An 18,108-nucleotide genomic window follows, 5' to 3' on the forward strand; every position below is an offset into this window, starting at 1 on the left:
GCGGTTATCGAGGCTTACCGCGCCGGATTTCACGAGCGGCGTACACCGCGGTGAAGATGCCGATTAGCGTGGCACCGACCGCGATCGGCCCGTCGAACGGGTTCGGGTCATGGTTTGCCACGGCGTAAAAGCCCTGGCCGATTCCAATGGCGATCATGAAGACACCGAAAACCAGCCCCCACGCGGGTCCGGCTGTACGCGAGCGCAATTTGCGAAGCGATTTCATCGCGCTTTCTCCGTAGACGTTCTGGCAACGCGAAGCGATGCGGCGCGCCCAAAGGCGGCGCCACATGGGTTAATCAACAAGGTGCACGGGGAATATTGCTACGACGCGCACCGTCTGCCTGTCGGCAGGACGGCGGCTGGAAAAGGCGGGCGCAGACGTCTTGCCGGTCAGGCAGCGACTTGATTCGAAGGTCGACTACTGCAAGTGTCCAAGGCAAAAGCCCCGTTTGTGAAGACGTCTAAAGTCTAGGAGACGGGCAACTGGCGAGTCAATGTGGAAACGTAAGGAGCACCGCATATTTTCGTAAGCGACGATCGTTCCTCAAACCGCAAAGCGAACGAACCGAGCACTCGGCAACGCAATCTGATGCGTCCATGCCGCCAGTGTCCTTGCGACGACAGGCGCCTTGCTCAATATCGCGCTGTCGTAGACCTTGCCGGCGAAGCGCATGACGTCGACCATGCGAAATCCCTGGGCGCGATAGAAGGCGACCAGGTGCGCTGCCGGATACGGTGTGTCGAGGGCGAGCTCCGTGTAGCCGCGCGTCGCCGCCCAGTGTTCGGCGAACGCCAGCAGGGATTTGCCGATGCCGTGGTTCTGCCATGACGGATCGATAGCCAACTGACGGATCGTGGCGACATCGCCGCGATGGTAGTGCTCGCAGGCCGATTCGCGATCTCGCGTATAGAGCGTCACGGTGCCGACGATATGGCCGTCGTTGACCACGATGAAGCAGTCGCCCGCTTGCGCTCTGCGCTTCGTCACGCTCACATCCTGATCCACGCAAGTGCAATTGAGCCCCATCGCGCCGAGGCGCTCGAACGCGCGATGCAGCATCGTCGTGAGCTGCTCGTACGAGTCGCGCGACGGGTCGAAGCGTCTGAGCACCACATCGCGAACGCCGCGTTTGAGATGCGTGAGGGATAGGGGTTTTGCGCTCGTTGCAGGTGGCCTCGACAAGACATCTCTCCACACTTCCTGATTTATTCGCAGTGTAGAGACGGCCTCTGCGTGCCACAAGAAAAAATGTCGTAAAGACTGTCGAGGCGCCACCTCTACATCTTCTATCTGCTCGCCGCCCTCTGGATTTACAGCCTTTTCATTCCAGCCGGCCGGTCACGCAGCAGCAGGGGCATCAAACGCCGGTTGGCTGTTTGCGCCGCCCACTCGCAATACGCGGCGCTGCCGAGTACCCAGCCATTGAGCGTCGACTGAATCAGGTGATCGACCTCGGATTCGTCGAGAGGCTGTGCGCCCAGCGCGCGATAAGCCTGGTGACGCGCGAGCGGTGTATCGCCGAGTGCCCGGTAGAGTGGATGGTCCTTGATGAAGCTATCGACACGCAGCCCGACGTGGTGCGTGTAACTCGACCACGGGTAATTTCCCGGCTCGGCGACGAGGTGCTTGCGCACCGGCGCATGATCGATGACCTGACTCGCAAGCAGACAATACCGATCGGGCTCGATCACCGTTGCCCGGTACTCGCCACGCCACACCGTACCGCGACGTCCGTGGCGGCGGTTGAAGGTCTCGACATAGCGACGCCCGACCGCCTGCATCGCCATTGCCACGCTCGACTCGTAGGCAGGCGTGACGAGCAACTGGACCGCGTCAGGCATCAGCACCCACGCGTGGACGGCCAGATCGGCGACGCGCGCGGCGTCCGCCAGGCAGGCGAGGAAGTATAGATAGTCGCCTTCATCGAGGAAGGCGGGCCCCTTGAGCCCGTGCAAAATTACGTGCTGCGGTTGTTCCGGAACGTAGTGCCGTGCAAGCCTTGTCATGCTGAATTGACCGGAAATCCTGGGTGAGAACGCGACCCGACAGGTATCGGACTCGCGACGATTTATAACGCGGGTATAGGAAGAAATTCTATCGATCACGCGCATACGTTTGCGTCGCGAAAAGGCCTTTTTTCTGGCCTCTTTTCGATGATTTGACGATCGCTAACAACGTCTTTTCTGGCCCCGCTGAATAACGGCGCCACACGGTCACGTCAGCGGGAAACTGGTGCCATATCGAGCGGTGGTTCAATCAGTGACTACGCTCTCCCGCCCTGCGCCTTAAAATGGGCTGATCGAGTTACGCACGGATATATCTAGATGAAAGACGCTTTCGAACGACGCGCGTTGCTGTTGCACCTCGGCGACGCGCTGCAAGCAATGGCTGCGGCGCTCGCCGCCAACGTCACGCACGTCACGGTGCGCGATCTGATCAATGCCGACACACAGCTCGGCTCCTATGCATGGCTTGTCGCCGTATCACCGGACATGAGTGCTGCGGACTTCGCGAAACGCGTAAGCGCGTCGTTTGCCGCATGGCCCGCGCAATTACTGGAAGAGAAGGTCGACTATGCGCAACTGGCGCTCGTCGTGCGCGGCAATCTGTTCGCGGACGACCCAACGGGCTGGCAAGCGTATGTCGACGCGCTAAAGCGCGAGGTGCAATGGTTCGGCGATGCATTGCCCATCGTTTCGGCGACGACCGCGCAACCGCATGAATCGGCCGACGAGGACACACTCACGGCGGAGGTCTCCCGCACCGCCGAAGTGGAACGCGCCGAACCGGCGGGCGAAGAGCAACGGGAGAGTGTCGAGAGCAACGGACGTATCTATCCGTCGTGGCCGTGGAAGCCTGGCATGTGAGTTCCTCGCGCGAGCGAGGCGCTCACGCAAAAGCCTGGCTGGCCGCCGCAGCGCGCTTGCGCAGCCAGGTCATGCACGCGAACAGCGCGATGGCGAAAATCATCAGCAGTGTCGCGACCGCCAGAATCGAAGGGTTGATCGAATCGCGAATGCCACTCCACATCTGGCGCGGCACCGTGCGCTGATCGGGGCCCCCGATGAAAAGAATCACGATTACCTCATCGAACGACGTGGCGAACGCGAACACGGCGCCCGTTGCGACCGCGGGCGTGATCAGCGGCAACGTCACGCGCCGGAACGCGATCCACGGCGGCGCGCCCAGTCCCGCCGCCGCGCGTAACAGCGATTGATCGAACGACAGCAGCGACGCGGTGACCGTGATCACCACGAACGGCGTGCCGAGCGCCGCGTGCGCGAGCACGACGCCGAGGTACGAATTGACGAGTCCGAGCGGCGCAAACACCAGATAGAAGCCTGCTGCCACGACCACGATCGGCACGATCATCGGCGACACGATGATGGGCATCACGATCGAGCGGAACGGAAACTGCGACCGGCTCAAGCCGAGTGCCGCGAGCGTGCCCAGAACGGTCGCGATCAGCGTGGCCGCCGCGCCGATGCCGATACTGTTCGCGAAGGCCCGTTGCCAGTCCGCCGAGCCGAGTGCCTGAGCGTACCAGCGCAGCGAGAACCCCTGCATCGGATACGAAAAGAACGAACCGGAATTGAACGACAGCGGCACGATCGCAAGAATCGGCGCGACGAGGAAGAAGAACACGATCGCGCAATGCACGCGCAATCCCGCGCCTGCGATGCGTTCGGAAAGAAGCCGGGTGCGCCCGTCTTTCATGGGGATGCGCCTCCTGATGACAGTCTCAACCGAAGCGCAGGCGGTCGATGCCGACCAGCCGGTTGAAGATGAAATAGAACACCGCGGTGAACGCCACGAGATAGAGCGACAGCGCGCCCGCGAGTCCCCAGTTCAATTGTTCGTTGGTCTGCGAGGCGATCAGTTGGCTGATCATTTCGTCGCCGGCACCGCCGAGCAGCGCCGGCGTGATGTAGTAGCCGAGCGCGAGCACGAACACGAGAAAACAGCCCGCGCCGACGCCTGGCAGCGTCTGCGGAATATAGACGCGGACGAACGCGACGGCCGGATGGGCGCCGAGCGACTGCGCCGCGCGCATGTACGAAGGCGATACGTTTTTCATCACCGAGTAGATCGCGAGGATCATGTACGGCAACAGAATGTGCGTCATGCCGATCAGCACGCCGGTGCGGTTGAAGATGAGCGGCACCGGATGGCTGACGAGCCCGACACTCATCAGCAAGCTGTTGATCACGCCGCCCGGTTGCAGCAGCACGTACCACGCGGTGGTGCGCACGAGCAGCGAGGTCCAGAACGGCACGATCACGAACAGCATCAGGCGGCTGCTTTGCTTGTCCGGCAACGTCGCCAGCAGATAGGCCACCGGATAGCCGAACAGCAGGCACAGCACCGTCACCGTCGCGCCAATCGCCACGGTGCGCAGGAACGCCGCGCGATAGACGGCACTATCGGCCGGCACCGGTGCAATCGAGCCGTCCGGCGCGATCGTTGCGTCGACGGCATTCAGCAGGTAATCGGGGGTGGGCGAGAGGGAGGCCCGTTGCAGCAGCCGCCATGTCTGCGGGTCGTTCCAGCGCGCGTCGAGATCCACTAGCGCGGGCTTCCATTGCGCAGGTGTCTGCGAGCGGGCGGCGCGCGCGGTCTTGAACAGCAGGCTGCGAAATTCCGGCTGGGAGAAGTTCATGCGTCGCGCGATATTGCCGAGATCGCCGGACTCGGCCGCGTCCTTCAGATCATGCGCGAGCGCGGCAAAGACGGGTTCGTCCGGCACGCCCGCACCGTTCCACGAGGCGAGCGCCGCGGTGAGTTGCGGCATGCCGTGGCGAACTTCGGGATTCTGCACGCTGCGGGAAAGCAGACTGGCGATCGGTCCGACGAACGTGGCAAGCAGGAACACGAGGAGCGGCACCGCGAGCAGCAGTGCACGCAGCGCCGCCTTGCGGCGCACCGCCCGGAACGCGGCGCGGTCCACGTTGGGCGTGCCGCGGCCGAGTGGGGCGGTGGATGGAAGCGGCGTGTTCATCGGCGCGCGAGGCTCCTCGTGAGGTGGGGATCGAGCTTGGTGTTACTGCGCCAGCCAGTTCTGGAAGCGCTTGTTGATCGCATCCGAATTGTCGGCCCAGAATTGCGCGTTGATCTGCACCGGACGCTTGAAGTTTTCCGGCGCGGTCGGCAGGTCGTTCAGCCGTGTCTTGTCGATCAGCGGAATCGCGTTCTTGCGCGGCGGCGCGTACGCAATGTATTTCGACAGGTCGGCATAAGCCTGCGGTGTCGAGGCGGACACGATGAACTTCGTCGCCGCGTCGGCGTGCTTCGCGTCTTTGACGACCGCCCACCACTCGTAGTCGTACACCTGCGCGTCCCACACGACCTTGAACGGCTTCTTGTCCTTGTGAACCGCGTCGTCGATCCGGCCGTTATAGGCCTGCGTCATCACGACGGCGCCATCGGCGAGCAACTGCGGCGCCTGCGCGCCCGCTTCCCACCAGACGATGCTCGACTTGATCGTATCGAGCTTCTTGAACGCGCGATCGACACCCGCAGGCGTGGCGAGCACTTTATAGACATCCTTTGGCGCGACGCCGTCGGCGATCAGCGCCCACTCCATGGCCACCTTCGGCGACTTGCGCATGCCGCGCTTGCCCGGATATTTCTTCAGATCGAAGAAGTCGTTGATCGTGGTCGGCGCACTCGTGAGCTTCGTCGTGTCGTACGCATAGACGGTCGACCAGACCATCGCGGCGACCGCGCAATCGCTGATCGAGCCGGGCAGGAAATCGCTGGTGTCGCCGAGCGACTTCCGGTCGAATTTGGCGAGCAGGCCTTCGTCGCAAGCGTTGATGGCGTCGTTGGTCTCGAGGTCGATCAGATCCCACGTCGGATTCTTCGCCTGTTCCATCGCCTGGAGCTTGGCAAGACCGCCGTCGTACGACTCGGTGGCGAACTGATTGCCGGTCTTGGCGGTGAACGGCACGAACCACGCCTGTTTAGCGGCGTTTTCATAGGCGCCGCCGAACGTGACGACCGAAATCGTATCGGCCGCGTGAGCCGTGGCTGCCGCGAGGAGGCCGAGCGCGCAAGCAGCGGTGGCGACCCGGAACACAGAACGGTTGTTTTTCATGTCTAGTTGACTCCTGCGATGAGTGGCGAAGCGGACGGTGAAGACGAGGAAGTGGAACGGCTTGCATCATCGGGTGACGCGGCGGCGCGCGCGGCGGCGGTGGCAGGCAGGACCTTGCAGTCGTCGCGCCGCCATACGACGGTGGTCTGACTGCCGAGCTCGGGCAGGTCCCGATGCTGCGTATTCGGTACTTTGACCACGACGGTTTCACCGTGACCCAGCTTCAGGTGCACGCGGTGATGGTCGCCGCAGTAGACGAGTTCCTGCACGAGTCCTTGCACGAGGTTCATGTTCTGTTGCGCGGCCTGTGCGACGCTGTCCGCCGTCGCGGCGATGTGCGCGCGTTCGGGGCGCAGCGCGAGCATCGCGGTATCGCCGTTGCCCAGACCGCTGCCCGCGCGGCCGTGCACGACGCTGCCGTCGGTCAGCTGCAGTGCGGCCCAGTCGGCATCGTTCGAGGTGACGCGGCCCGTCAGGCCGTTGTTCTCGCCGACGAAGTTCGCGACGAACGCATTCGCCGCGTTTTCATAGAGTTCGGTCGGCGTGGCGGCTTGCTGGATGCGGCCATCGGAAAACACCGCGACGCGGTCCGACATCGTCAGCGCTTCGTTCTGGTCGTGCGTGACGTAGACGATCGTCAGCGACAGATCGCGGTGAAGACGCATGATTTCGTATTGCATCGTCTCGCGCAGACGTTTGTCGAGCGCGCCGAGCGGCTCGTCCATCAGCACCACGCTCGGCTCGAACACCAGCGCGCGCGCCAGCGCAACCCGCTGCTGCTGGCCGCCCGACAGTTGCGCCGGCCGGCGACCCGCGAGATGCGCGAGTTCCACCATCTCGAGCGCGCGCAGCGTGCGGGCCTTCTGTTCGCTGCGGCTCACCTTGCGCACCGAGAGCGGAAAGGCGACGTTCTCGGCGATCGTCATGTGCGGGAACAGCGCGTAGTTCTGAAACACCATGCCGATGTCGCGCTGATGCGGCGGCTTGTCGTCGAGGCGTTTGCCCGCGAGCCGGATTTCCCCGCGGGTGGGCGATTCGAAGCCGGCGAGCATCATCAGCGTGGTGGTCTTGCCGGAGCCCGACGGCCCGAGCAGCGAGACGAACTCGCCGCGGGCGACGTCGAGGTCGAGCCCTTCGACCACGCTGTGCATGCCGTCGTATGACTTGCTGACGCCCGCGAAAGAGATGAACGATTGATCAGGCATAGGAGTGTCGGCGATAGGTCGGCTGGTCGTGCGCGGCATCGATGTCATGCCGCACCGATGCGGTGCGCGAGATAGCGCGCGAAATCGTAATTGGGCCGCTCGAGGTGGCTCAGGTGGCCGGGCTTCGCGAGCGGTGCGTGCACGCCCCGAAACACCGCCTCGACGCCGCGCCGGTCTTCGGCATTGACCTCGTCGAGCAGCGCCTTGAGCGTGCCCATGTACTCGGCGGCCTTGGGGTCGTCGATGAACTCCGGCGCGAGCCCGCCGCCGAAGCGGATGTGCACGCGGCCGACGCCTTGCGGTTGCAGGATCAGGTACCAGAAGTAGCCGGGCGTGAGCGTGACGAGGTGCGTCGGGTAGATCGCGAGCAGCGCGGTGGTCCGCCGCCAGTGTCCTTCGAGCCGGGTGTTGGCGGGGTGCGCGTTGCCGATCGGCAGCGTCGCTTCCTTGGTGATCCAGTGATAGTTGAACGCGGGCAGTCCCGGCGGACACTCCATTTCCTCGAGCTTCGAATGCGGCCCTACCGTCGCGCGATGCAGCATCGGCAGGTGGTAGCTCTCCATGAAGTTCTCCGCGAGGATCTTCCAGTTGGTATCCCACACGTGCTCTTCATGAAACGTCTCGATGTAGTCGGTCATCCCGTATGGCTCGATCAACGACGTGAGTCCGGCCAGTTGCGTCGCCACCGACGGCGCATGGTCGTTGAGCGTCACGTAGATCCAGCCTTGCCAGGTCTCGCAGCGCACCGCGGGCAGTGCGTATTGGTCCTTGCAGAAGCCGGACTGACGCTCCATCAGCGGCGCACCGGCCAGCTTGCCGTCGAGCGAGTAATTCCACGCGTGATACGGGCAAACGATGCGGCGCACGTTGCCGCGTCCCTCGAGTAATACCGACATGCGGTGCAGGCAAACGTTGGAGAACGCACGCAATTCGCCGCCTGGTTCACGCAGTACCACGACAGGCTGGTCGGCGATTTGCGCCGTCAGATAGTCGCCGGTTTGCGCGAGCGCGCTCGCGCGGCCCACGCAGAGCCATTCGTTGCGGAACACGTCGCGCTGTTCAAGCGCCAGAAACGCCTCCGACGTGTAGACCCCGGGCGGCATCGAACGTGCGTCCCCGAACGGGCGCTCGCAGTTTGCGCGTAGTGCCCGGACCAGGTCGGATCCGGCTTCTGTCGAGATCGAAAGAGCTGCCATGAGGCCTCCGGTCGGCTCAGCGTCTACATTGCGATGAATACCAATCTAACAATCCAAATTTCTAGTCAAAATACTGTTTTTCGATGCATTGCATAGGCAAATACAATGCAGGCCCGCTGACGGCTATTGGCTATTCGATGTGCAAGCGTCGGATAAAGGTCTCGCAAAAGGCCGAGAACCGTTTCACGATCTCGCGCGGCTTCATCGAACTGGACATCGCGATCCCAAGCGTGGTCGCATTGACGTTTTCCTTGAAACGTTTAATCACGAAGTCCTCGCCGTCGACCGTGCGGCTCGACTTGAGCGGAAAGTTGAGGATGCTGTAGCCAAGACCGTTGGCCACCATGCCGCGCACGACTTCCGGTTGGGACGAGCGGAACGCCGCCACCGGACGGCTGCCGACCGAATCGAACAGCGCCGAGAAGTACTCGCGGCTATGGGGCAGATCCAGCATCACATAAGGCTCAGGAAGCAGGTCCGCCAGCGAGATCCGGCGCGCGCGCGCGAGGCGATGCGTACTGGGAAGAATAGCGTACGGCGGCAGCGAAAGCAGTGGCTTGAACGTGATGCCGTCGGTGATGTCGAGGCTATACGTCAGCGCAATATCGAGCGAGCCATCGGCGAGACCGCTCAGGAGCGTGTCCTGATGCGCCTCGGTGGTGCGGAACGTGATCGACGCATGATCCTTGACGAAATGGCTGATGATTGCCGGCATCAACGGTGGCGCGAGCGACACCATGCAGCCGAGTGAAATCGAACCGGACATGCCGCCGTCGAGTTCTTTCGCGGTCAGTTGCAACTCCTCCGCGTTTTTAAGCAGATTGCGAGCGTGGCCCAGCAAGTCGCGCCCCGGTTGCGTCAGCGACAGTCCGCTCGCATGATGGCGAATGAAAAGCTGGACTCCGAACGACTCTTCCAGATCCGCAAGGGCAGTGGAAATGGAGGGCTGCGAGATGTGCAAGCGTTTCGCCGCTGCGGTAAACGACAGCGTTTCGGCAGTGACCACGAAGTATCGCAACTGACGCAACGAATACCGTACCGGATGGCCTTCCATCTGCATCTCCCCACGTCCGAACGACACGCATTCTGCGCCTGAAAAAAATCTCTGCATAGGTAAAAGCAATGCATAGCATTTTTTGAATGTATTTTTGATTGCCGGGCACCGGGCGTACATTCTGACCGGATCCAACCATATTGAACCTCGTGCTGCTTTGAAAGGAGACGGCCATGACGGCTGAAACGATGTCGATCGACACGCTGGTCATAGGCGCGGGTCAGGCCGGTGTGGCGATGAGCGAACACCTCAGCAAGGCGGGCGTGCAGCATCTGGTGCTGGAGCGCAGCCGCATCGCCGAACGCTGGCGCTCGGCACGCTGGGATTCGCTGGTCGCCAACGGACCCGCCTGGCACGACCGCTTTCCCAATCTGGAATTCGCAGGCGACCCGGACGGCTTTCCGGGTAAGGAGCAGGTGGCGGATTATTTCGTCGCTTACGCGCAGCAGTTCAACGCGCCGATCCGCACCGGGGTGGAAGTGACAGGGGTCACGCGCAACGAGGGGCGGCCGGGTTTCAGCGTCGAGACCTCCGACGGCACGATTACGGCGAATCGCGTGGTCGTGGCGACCGGCCCGTTCCAGCGCCCGGTGATTCCGCCCATCGCGCCGCGCGATGCGTCGATCAAGCAACTCCACTCAGCCGACTATCGCAATCCGGCGCAGTTGCCCGACGGCGCGGTGCTGGTGGTGGGGGCGGGTTCGTCGGGCACGCAAATCGCCGACGAATTGCGGCGCGCGGGTCGTACCGTGTATCTGTCGGTCGGCGCCCATGACCGGCCGCCGCGCAGCTATCGGAATCGCGACTTCTGCTGGTGGCTCGGCGTGCTCGGCGAATGGGACAAGGAAGTCGCCACCCCCGGACGCGAACACGTGACGATCGCGGTGAGCGGCGCCTACGGCGGCAAGACGATCGACTTCCGCCGTCTCGCGCACGAGGGCATGACGCTCGTCGGCTTGACGAAGTCGTTCGAGAACGGCGTGGTGAGCTTCGAGCAGGACCTCGCCGCGAACCTGAAGCGCGGCGACGAGAACCTGCTGTCGTTGCTCGATGCCGCCGATGCCTACGTGGCACGCACCGGCATCGACCTGCCCGCCGAGCCGACCGCGCGCGATATTCCGCCCGATCCCGAATGCGTGACCCATCCGTTGCGCGAACTCGATCTGGCGAAGGCGAACGTCAACACGATCATCTGGGCGACCGGCTATGCGGTCGACTTCAGCTGGCTGCACGTCGATGCCTTCGACGAGAAGGGCAAACCGAAGCATCAGCGCGGTGTGTCGAAAGAGCCGGGCATCTATTTTCTCGGCTTGCCGTGGTTGTCGCGCCGTGGGTCGTCGTTCATCTGGGGCGTGTGGCATGACGCGAAGCACATCGCCGATCACATCGTCACGCAGCACAAATATCTGGACTATCGCGACGCGTCGCAACGCAAGGACGATGCGCAGCGCACCCAGCTTCACGACCCGCGTCATGGGTCCGACCTCTCGCATGCTCTGGGAACCAACGAACAAGGAGTGATTTGATGCCGACCCATACTCGTATCCGGATGTTCAACACCAAGGACACCTATCCGAACCAGTCGCTCGACAACGACCTCTGTCAGGCGGTACGGGCCGGCAATACGGTCTATGTACGCGGCCAGGTCGGCACGGACTTCGAAGGCAATCTCGTCGGCCTCGGCGACCCGCGCGCCCAGGCCGAACAGGCGATGAAAAACCTCAAGCAGTTGCTCGAGGAGGCGGGCAGCGATCTGTCGCACATCGTCAAGACGACAACCTATATCACCGACCCGCGCTATCGCGAGCCCGTGTATCAGGAAGTCGGCAAGTGGCTCAAGGGCGTATTTCCGATTTCGACGGGCCTGTGCGTCAGCGCGCTCGGCCAGCCGCAATGGCTGATGGAGATCGACGTGATCGCGGTCATTCCGGACAACTGGACGCCGCCTCAGGCTTAAGGAGCGATGCGATGACGTTCTCGATCGTCGGACGCTGCCGGCAGACCGGCCAGCTAGGCATTGCCATCAGTTCTTCGAGCATTGCGGTGGGGGCGCGCTGTCCCTGGGTGCGCGCGGGCGTCGGCGTGGTGGCGACGCAGAATGTGACGCTGCCCGCCCTGGGCCCGCAGATTCTCGATCTGATCGAAACGCGCGGGCTCGCCGCCGATGCGGCGCTCGACGCTGCGCTCGGCGCGCACGAATGGCGCGCATACCGGCAGGTGAGCGTGGTCGACAGCGAAGGCCGCACGGCGCTGTTCACCGGTGCCGAGGCGCTCGGTCTGCATCACGCGGTCGCCGGCGATCAATGTGTCGCGGCCGGCAACATGCTCGCGAATACTCAGGTGATCGATGCGATGGTCGGCGCATTCGAGTCGACGGCGGGCGCGCTTGCCGACCGGCTGCTCGCCGCGATGCACGCGGCAGTGAAAGCGGGCGGCGAAGCAGGGCCGGTGCATTCGGCCGGACTGAAGATCGCCGATACGCAGGTCTGGCCTATCGTCGATCTGCGTGTCGATTGGGCCGACGACGATCCGATCGGGCAACTCGACGCGCTTTGGCACGCCTATCGTCCGCAGATGCAGGACTATGTGACCCGTGCGCTGAACCCGACTGCCGCGCCAAGCTATGGGGTGCCCGGCGATGAGTGACCACACGAGCCGCACGCTGCTCGATCGACTGATCGGCTTTGCGACCGTCAGCCGCGACTCGAACCTGGAACTGATTGCCTTCGTGCAGCACTACCTGGCGGAACTGGGCGTCGAAAGCGAGCTGTTTCATAACGCCGAGCGCACCAAGGCCAATCTGTTTGCGACGATTGGGCCGCGCGAGCGTGGCGGCATCGTGCTCTCGGGTCACACGGACGTCGTACCGGTCGACGGCCAGCCATGGACCGTCGATCCGTTCCGGCTGACCGAAAAGGATGGGCGGCTGTACGGGCGTGGCACCGCCGACATGAAAGGCTATCTGGCCTCGGTACTCGCGGCCGTGCCGGTGTTTCTCGAGCGCAAGCTCGAAGTGCCGGTGCATCTGGCGTTCTCATACGATGAAGAAGTGGGTTGTCTCGGCGTGCGGCCCATGCTCGCCGAACTGGAGAAACGCGCGCACAAGCCGCGGCTTTGCCTGATCGGCGAGCCGACCGGATTGCAGCCGGTATTGGGTCATAAGGGCAAGTTCGCGATGCGCTGCCACGTGAAAGGGGCGGCATGTCATTCGGCGTACGCGCCGTACGGCGTCAACGCGATCCAGTATGCGGCGCGCTTGATCAATCAGCTGGAGTCGATCGGCGATGAACTTGCGCGGCCCGAACATCATGACGAGCGTTTCGACCCGCCGTTTTCGACGGTGCAAACGGGTGTTATCAAAGGTGGCCGCGCGCTGAATATCGTGCCCGCCGAATGCGAGTTTGATTTCGAGGTGCGCACGGTGCCGGGTTTCGATGCGAACAGCGTCGCGGACCGGCTGCTGCGCTATGCCGAAGCGGAACTGCTGCCGAAAATGCGCGCCGTGAAGGCGGATACCGGCATCGATCTACAGCCGCTGAATGCCTATCCGGAGCTCGCCACGTCACCGGATAGCGAGGCGGCGCGTCTGCTGGCGTGGCTGAGCGGATCGAACCAGTTCGGCACGGTGGCATTCGGCACCGAAGGCGGTCTCTTCACGCAGGCAGGCATTCCGACGGTCGTGTGCGGGCCGGGCAGCATGGAGCAAGGTCACAAGCCCGACGAGTTCGTCACGGTCGAGCAGTTGGAGCGCTGCGATGCGATGCTGGCCCGGCTGGCGCAGTATGCGGCGCAGGAGACGATGCTGGCTTGAAAAGCCGGCCGTTTCTGCTGATAAAGATATGAAACTTCGTTGTTTAGCGCGCAAAGCATCCTTCACTAGAATGAGCCGCTCCTTGGTCAGCATCGGCTGGCCTCACCGGATGCGTGCTCATGCCTCGACAACTACACCTGAATCTCTTCGTCCACGGACGCGGCCACCATGAAGCGGGGTGGCGTCATCCCGGTGCGACGCGGCAGGCGCTCACCGATATCGATTACTTCCGCGATCTCGCGGTAAAGGCCGAACGAAGTCTGTTCGATTCGATCTTCTTTGCCGACGCGCTCGCGTTGGGCGATGGCGCGCAGTTCGTCGCGTCCGGCGCGCTCGAACCCATTACGACGCTGGCGGCACTGTCGCAGGCGACTTCGAAAATCGGTCTCATCGCCACCGCATCGACCACGTACACCGAGCCGTTCAACCTCGCGCGTCAGTTCGCCTCGCTCGATCACATCTCGCGCGGCCGCATCGGCTGGAACATCGTGACCTCGTGGGTTGGGGGGGCCGGGCCGAACTTCGGCTACACGCAGCAGATCGAGCATGCCGAGCGCTACGCGTGGGCGCACGAGTTTCTCGAAGTCGTCACGCGGCTGTGGGACAGCTGGGCCGACGACGCCGTGATCGACGATGCGGCGAGCGGCCAGTTTCTCGACCCCGCGCGCGTGCGGCGCATCGGCTACGAAGGGCGCTTTCATCGCGTAGCGGGACCGCTCAATCTGCCGAGGCCGCCGCAAGGGCATCCGGTACTGGTTCAAGCCGGTTCGTCGGCGACCGGCAAGGCGTTTGCGGCGCGCTACGCGGAGGCCGTGTTCACCGCGCACCTGACGAAGGAATCGGCCATCGACTTCTATGCGGAACTGAAGGGCGCGGCGGTCGCGCTCGGCCGTGCCGAAAAGGACATCGTGATTCTGCCGGGCCTGAGCGCGGCCATCGGCTCGACCGAGAAGGAAGCGAGCGCGCTGCTCGACGAGCTCGATTCGCTGACCGACATCAGCGTGGGGCTGGGGCGCCTGTCGAACCGCTTCGGCGGCCACGACTTCTCGAAGCTGCCGCTCGATCAGCCGCTTTCCGTCGATGATTTCCCCGACCCTTCCACCGTGCAGGCAGCGCAGAGCCGCGCGGCAGTCATCACGCAACTGGTCGCGCGCGAGCGGCCGACGTTGCGCGGCCTGCTGCGACAACTCGCGGCGGCGCGTGGGCATTTCACCTTGAGCGGGACCCCCGAGCACATCGCGGATGTGATCGCCGACTGGGTGGAGAGCCGCGCCGCCGACGGCTTCAATTTGATGCCGCCCGTACTGCCCGCGCAACTGGACATCTTCGCCGACGAGGTCGTGCCGATTCTGCAAAAGCGCGGCCTGTTCCGGCGCGAATACGAAGCCGCGACGCTGCGCGGCCACTACGGCCTCGCTCGCCCGCACAACGCTTCTTTCGAATCCCGATGACTCCCCGATCTCTTCTTCGCGCAGTGCGCGGTGTGGCCGTCGCCGTCGGCTGCCTTGCGCTCGTGTGTAGCGCCCACGCCGACGAGAGCTATCCCGAGCAGATTCGCATCGGCATCCAGAAGGGCGACGGGCTAGTGGCCTTGCGCGCGTCGGGCAAGCTGGAGCAGGCGTTCGCCGCACATCATGTGAAGGTGTCGTGGCACGAGTTCGTGTATGGCGCGCCGCTCGTCGAGGCGATCAACGCGGGTGACGTCGATGTCGGCACGGTCGGCTCGACGCCACCGATCATGGCGCAGGCAGGCGCGGCGCCGGCGGTCGTCTACGTCGCCTACGCGCCGAAGATGTCGCGCAGTTATGCGATCGTGGTACCGAAGGACTCGCCGGTGAGGGATCTGCGCGATCTCAAGGGCAAGAAGATCGCTTTCGCGAAGGGCTCGCAAGGCCATCTATTCGTGCTGAAGGCGATGCAGGACGCGCACATGGACCCCAGCTCCGCGCAGTTCACCTATCTTTCGTACGCCGACGCGCGCTCGGCCTTCGAGCGTGGCTTCGTCGACGCGTGGGCCGTGCCCGACCCGCGCTATGCCGATGCGGAACTGAGCACCGGAGCGCGCACCATTCTCACGATCGGCAACCTGTCGGTGCCGCAATATGGTTTCTATATCTCGACGCGCAGCTTCGCCGAAAAATATCCCGCTGCACTGCGTCTGGTATTCGACGAGCTAGCCCGGCAGGCCAGCGAAAGTCTCGCGCACCCCGACGAAACCGCGCGCTTCCTGTCGAGCAGCACGGGCGTTCCGCCGCAGGTGTGGAATCGAGCGATTACACGGCTCGAATGGGGCGTCAGCTATCCGATTCCCGCCGACGTGATCAAAGCGCAGCAGGACGCGGCGGATCTCGCCTACGACGACAAGGTGATCCCAAGGCGAGTCGATGTAAGCAAGGCCGTGTTGCAGATCAAGTGACATTGAGTCGGGTCGGGCCGCTTCGAAGCAACGGAACACGGGCCCATGCGGGCAGTGCGTCTGACGTGGCCGCTCAACGAAAATGGGTCGGCGTTGCGGCACCGAGTCTTGCTGATGCCGCGCGAGTGGCGAGAATGCTGCGCATGGTCGCAAGCGAGTGTTCGGCGATCGGACTCGACTCTTGCCGCGGCACGGAAAACTCCGGCGCCCGGACACCCAGGCGTCTGCAGACAGCCGAGACATACGGCTTGCCCGGTCCCGCGCAGCGCTCGACGGCGCTGGCAATGGCCGCATCGCCAACGTGCCGGCGAAGCCATTCGAGTGTTCGACGGTCTTTCTCGTTGTAGACCCTGATCAGGTGCTCCATCACGCCTCCCGAAAAGAAAACACTGTATGCAAACACAGTACTGTTAATTTATACAGGTTTTCGGCGGATGGCAAGCATCTATCGGCATCGTCCATTCGATGCGGGTGGGTGAAAGACGAAGTGCGAGATTCCTGGCTGTCCGGCCAGCCGTTTCATGCATTCCTATCTATCCATCAGTCAGCCGGGCCGGTATAGCCGGGGAGTCCAAGCGCCGATTCGGTCCTGGCAAGTTTCACCGCCTGTTCAACGAGCGCCTTGAACTCCGCATCGCTTTTTGGCACAGGTAACTTGCGACGGAAGAAATCCGCCCATCGGAACTCGGCAAGCGGCACGGAAGTTTTCTCGTATCCGCCTGCATCGCGTACCGACGCGGACAGGCTCCGGAATTCATCGTCGACCAGTTCCCACACGTGTTCTCGCATTTCGGAAAATGCCACGCGATGGCCATTGGCATCGTACGGATAGGTCCAACGGTTGTTTTCGAGAGTGAGCCAGAATTCGGTCTTCGAGAGCGACGATAGGTCCCGCACCAGAACGACAGGAACCCGCTGCACGTCAGCGCGCCACAATGCGGTGGCGACATGGTGATGGTCAATGACGAAGGGCGCGCCTCCCGGGCCGAGCACGACGGGCACGGGCTTCTCGGCAATGGCCATTTCCAGATCATGACCCGCCAACGACCTATAGGCTTTCGTCTTGTCGCGTATTTCCCGCATCCCGTGGGTCACCTGCGTAGGCCGCAGCTGGTCGATTTTCAAGTTCTTCATTTCGGTCTCTCCATTGCGGCGAAAAAAGAGCGAGCCCCGCCCTGCACAATCCGGCATCCCCTGACTCTCCAAATACCGCTACAGCAGAGACTGTGCCGCGACGGATAGAGAAAAACCAATCGACGCGCTAGAAACTGCTTCTGCATTGCGTGCGTTCACCTCATTTACGAGGGCTGCGTCTCTTCCGTTCGCGCGGTTCAGTGCCCGTTTCGACCGGAGCTATCTGATTTTTCTGCCGCGGGTAATAGACGAATAGATCGGTAGACGGAACGACAGTGTTGGGCAACTTGAGATTGAGCTGTCCGCTCTGCACGTATTTCGCCAGATCCCATTCCGAGCGGATCAGGATGCCTTGTTCGTCTAAAGCCCAGCGAAGCACGAAGTCGCCATCGTTGCTGGACAATGCGCCTTTCACTTTGATTGCCTCGCCTGTGCCTGCTGGGCGGGAGACGGGCCGCTAGCGATAGCGCAAATGCTCGAACAGCGACGCTGCAGTCACGGATCCAGAATTTTCATTCGGAGTGACAAAGCCGCCAGCGCGATCCGGGCGGTCGTACCGCGAATGCCCCGTAGTCCCTCAACCTGGTGCAGATCTGCACGAGGAGAGCAGGTCGTGGATCAGTCGCGACGAGCTAGGTGTGACCTGCCCGGGTGTCCTCGTATATGCCCGCAACGAGACCGTCGACTTGCGAGCCGATGAACCGGTTGACGGCCATTAACCCAGATTCACCGTGAGCCGCGTATTTCGCATGATCCATGTCGTGCACCGGGTGCCCCATGGGGAGCACGCGTTGTGCCGCATTCAGGCAAACCGAAACCTCAATAGTGGTTCATCCGCGGCGACGCAGGCATGGTGTCCGGCATCGCCGCCGTCCCTACCCACCACTTAGCGCCGCATGACACCCATCAACAGCGTCACGATAAAAATAACGAGGAAAATAAGGAAAAGAATCTTCGCAATGCTTGCCGCACCCGCAGCAATGCCGCCGAATCCAAACACAGCGGCGATGATCGCGATGATGAAAAAAACCAGCGCATAGTAAAGCATCTGTCGACCTCCCCTGGAATGACTCCGCGCTCGACTGCGCGGATGCATTTCAACTGCTTAGCAACGGTCGTTCCCAGGCACGCCGCGTCGACGTCGGTTTCTAAAGTTTTCCGGGTTCGTTGCCGATAACAGCACCCAGGAGA

Annotated in this window: 19 protein-coding genes and 1 pseudogene; 7 read left to right on the forward strand and 13 right to left on the reverse strand. The window is 62.9% G+C overall.

The genetic code is table 11. The annotated features are described in order from the left end of the window. Positions 1-4 precede the first annotated feature (4 nt). From CI15_RS20070 to CI15_RS20080, 3 genes are all read right to left on the reverse strand, one after another. Positions 5-226 (reverse strand): hypothetical protein, encoded by a 222-nt coding sequence (locus CI15_RS20070; protein WP_063910554.1) that lies wholly within the window; start codon positions 224-226, stop codon positions 5-7. Positions 227-547: 321 nt separating this feature from the next. Further along, positions 548-1,186 (reverse strand): GNAT family N-acetyltransferase, encoded by a 639-nt coding sequence (locus tag CI15_RS20075; protein ID WP_062130174.1) that lies wholly within the window; start codon positions 1,184-1,186, stop codon positions 548-550. Positions 1,187-1,314: 128 nt separating this feature from the next. After that, a complete protein-coding gene (locus CI15_RS20080; protein WP_062130176.1) occupies positions 1,315-2,010 on the reverse strand; it encodes a transposase in 696 nt (231 codons plus the stop codon). A gap of 318 nt (positions 2,011-2,328) precedes the next feature. Here CI15_RS20080 and CI15_RS20085 point away from each other — a divergent pair, with 318 nt between their 5' ends. After that, a complete protein-coding gene (locus CI15_RS20085; RefSeq protein ID WP_062130178.1) occupies positions 2,329-2,871 on the forward strand; it encodes a hypothetical protein in 543 nt (180 codons plus the stop codon). A gap of 22 nt (positions 2,872-2,893) precedes the next feature. On the opposite strand, the gene CI15_RS20090 is transcribed toward CI15_RS20085, so the two are convergent. The 6 genes from CI15_RS20090 to CI15_RS20115 form a co-directional block, all read right to left on the reverse strand. Next, a complete protein-coding gene (locus CI15_RS20090) occupies positions 2,894-3,721 on the reverse strand; it encodes an ABC transporter permease (protein ID WP_062130179.1) in 828 nt (275 codons plus the stop codon). A 25-nt stretch (positions 3,722-3,746) separates the two neighbouring features. After that, entirely contained in the window at positions 3,747-5,003 is a 1,257-nt protein-coding gene (locus tag CI15_RS20095) for an ABC transporter permease (RefSeq protein WP_062130180.1), read from the reverse strand. Positions 5,004-5,045: 42 nt separating this feature from the next. Beyond that, positions 5,046-6,101 (reverse strand): ABC transporter substrate-binding protein, encoded by a 1,056-nt coding sequence (locus CI15_RS20100; protein WP_062130181.1) that lies wholly within the window; start codon positions 6,099-6,101, stop codon positions 5,046-5,048. Between the two features lie 2 nt (positions 6,102-6,103). Beyond that, positions 6,104-7,306 carry an ABC transporter ATP-binding protein gene (locus CI15_RS20105; RefSeq protein ID WP_062130182.1) on the reverse strand — a complete coding sequence of 401 codons (1,203 nt, stop codon included), beginning with the start codon at positions 7,304-7,306 and terminating at the stop codon, positions 6,104-6,106. A gap of 44 nt (positions 7,307-7,350) precedes the next feature. Then, on the reverse strand, positions 7,351-8,502 hold the full coding sequence (locus CI15_RS20110) for an SRPBCC family protein (RefSeq protein WP_174543246.1): 1,152 nt from the start codon (positions 8,500-8,502) through the stop codon (positions 7,351-7,353). A 130-nt stretch (positions 8,503-8,632) separates the two neighbouring features. After that, positions 8,633-9,556, reverse strand: coding sequence for a LysR family transcriptional regulator (locus CI15_RS20115; protein WP_062130414.1), 924 nt, complete (start codon positions 9,554-9,556; stop codon positions 8,633-8,635). A 173-nt stretch (positions 9,557-9,729) separates the two neighbouring features. On the opposite strand from CI15_RS20115, the gene CI15_RS20120 reads away from it, so the two are divergent. The 6 genes from CI15_RS20120 to CI15_RS20145 all read left to right on the forward strand — a co-directional run bounded on the left by CI15_RS20120 (position 9,730) and on the right by CI15_RS20145 (position 15,783). Next, positions 9,730-11,082 carry a flavin-containing monooxygenase gene (locus CI15_RS20120; RefSeq protein WP_062130183.1) on the forward strand — a complete coding sequence of 451 codons (1,353 nt, stop codon included), beginning with the start codon at positions 9,730-9,732 and terminating at the stop codon, positions 11,080-11,082. Beyond that, entirely contained in the window at positions 11,082-11,513 is a 432-nt protein-coding gene (locus tag CI15_RS20125) for a RidA family protein (protein ID WP_062130184.1), read from the forward strand. Before CI15_RS20120 ends, CI15_RS20125 begins: the two co-directional genes overlap by 1 nt. A gap of 11 nt (positions 11,514-11,524) precedes the next feature. Then, the gene (locus CI15_RS20130) at positions 11,525-12,202 is read left to right on the forward strand and encodes a DUF1028 domain-containing protein (RefSeq protein ID WP_062130186.1); all 678 of its coding nucleotides are present in this window, start codon (positions 11,525-11,527) and stop codon (positions 12,200-12,202) included. Then, positions 12,195-13,367 (forward strand): acetylornithine deacetylase, encoded by a 1,173-nt coding sequence (gene argE / locus CI15_RS20135; protein WP_062130187.1) that lies wholly within the window; start codon positions 12,195-12,197, stop codon positions 13,365-13,367. The genes CI15_RS20130 and argE overlap by 8 nt, the downstream gene beginning before the upstream one ends. A 119-nt stretch (positions 13,368-13,486) precedes the next feature. Beyond that, positions 13,487-14,818: an LLM class flavin-dependent oxidoreductase gene (locus CI15_RS20140; RefSeq protein ID WP_062130189.1), complete on the forward strand. Its 1,332-nt coding sequence runs from the start codon at positions 13,487-13,489 to the stop codon at positions 14,816-14,818. Continuing rightward, positions 14,815-15,783 carry an aliphatic sulfonate ABC transporter substrate-binding protein gene (locus tag CI15_RS20145; RefSeq protein WP_062130191.1) on the forward strand — a complete coding sequence of 323 codons (969 nt, stop codon included), beginning with the start codon at positions 14,815-14,817 and terminating at the stop codon, positions 15,781-15,783. The genes CI15_RS20140 and CI15_RS20145 overlap by 4 nt, the downstream gene beginning before the upstream one ends. A 73-nt stretch (positions 15,784-15,856) precedes the next feature. On the opposite strand, the gene CI15_RS35505 is transcribed toward CI15_RS20145, so the two are convergent. The 4 genes and pseudogenes from CI15_RS35505 to CI15_RS35515 all read right to left on the reverse strand — a co-directional run bounded on the left by CI15_RS35505 (position 15,857) and on the right by CI15_RS35515 (position 17,965). Continuing rightward, positions 15,857-16,150 (reverse strand): CppA family protein, encoded by a 294-nt coding sequence (locus tag CI15_RS35505; RefSeq protein ID WP_075643738.1) that lies wholly within the window; start codon positions 16,148-16,150, stop codon positions 15,857-15,859. Positions 16,151-16,323: 173 nt separating this feature from the next. Beyond that, the gene (locus tag CI15_RS20150) at positions 16,324-16,917 is read right to left on the reverse strand and encodes a ParB-like protein (protein ID WP_062130193.1); all 594 of its coding nucleotides are present in this window, start codon (positions 16,915-16,917) and stop codon (positions 16,324-16,326) included. 160 nt (positions 16,918-17,077) lie between these two features. After that, positions 17,078-17,344 (reverse strand): annotated as a pseudogene (locus CI15_RS35510) (type 2 periplasmic-binding domain-containing protein); the annotation flags it as partial. 459 nt (positions 17,345-17,803) lie between these two features. Next, positions 17,804-17,965 carry a DUF1328 domain-containing protein gene (locus tag CI15_RS35515; RefSeq protein WP_075643739.1) on the reverse strand — a complete coding sequence of 54 codons (162 nt, stop codon included), beginning with the start codon at positions 17,963-17,965 and terminating at the stop codon, positions 17,804-17,806. Positions 17,966-18,108: the final 143 nt, after the last annotated feature.

This window comes from Paraburkholderia monticola (assembly GCF_001580545.1).
Taxonomy (GTDB): domain Bacteria; phylum Pseudomonadota; class Gammaproteobacteria; order Burkholderiales; family Burkholderiaceae; genus Paraburkholderia; species Paraburkholderia monticola.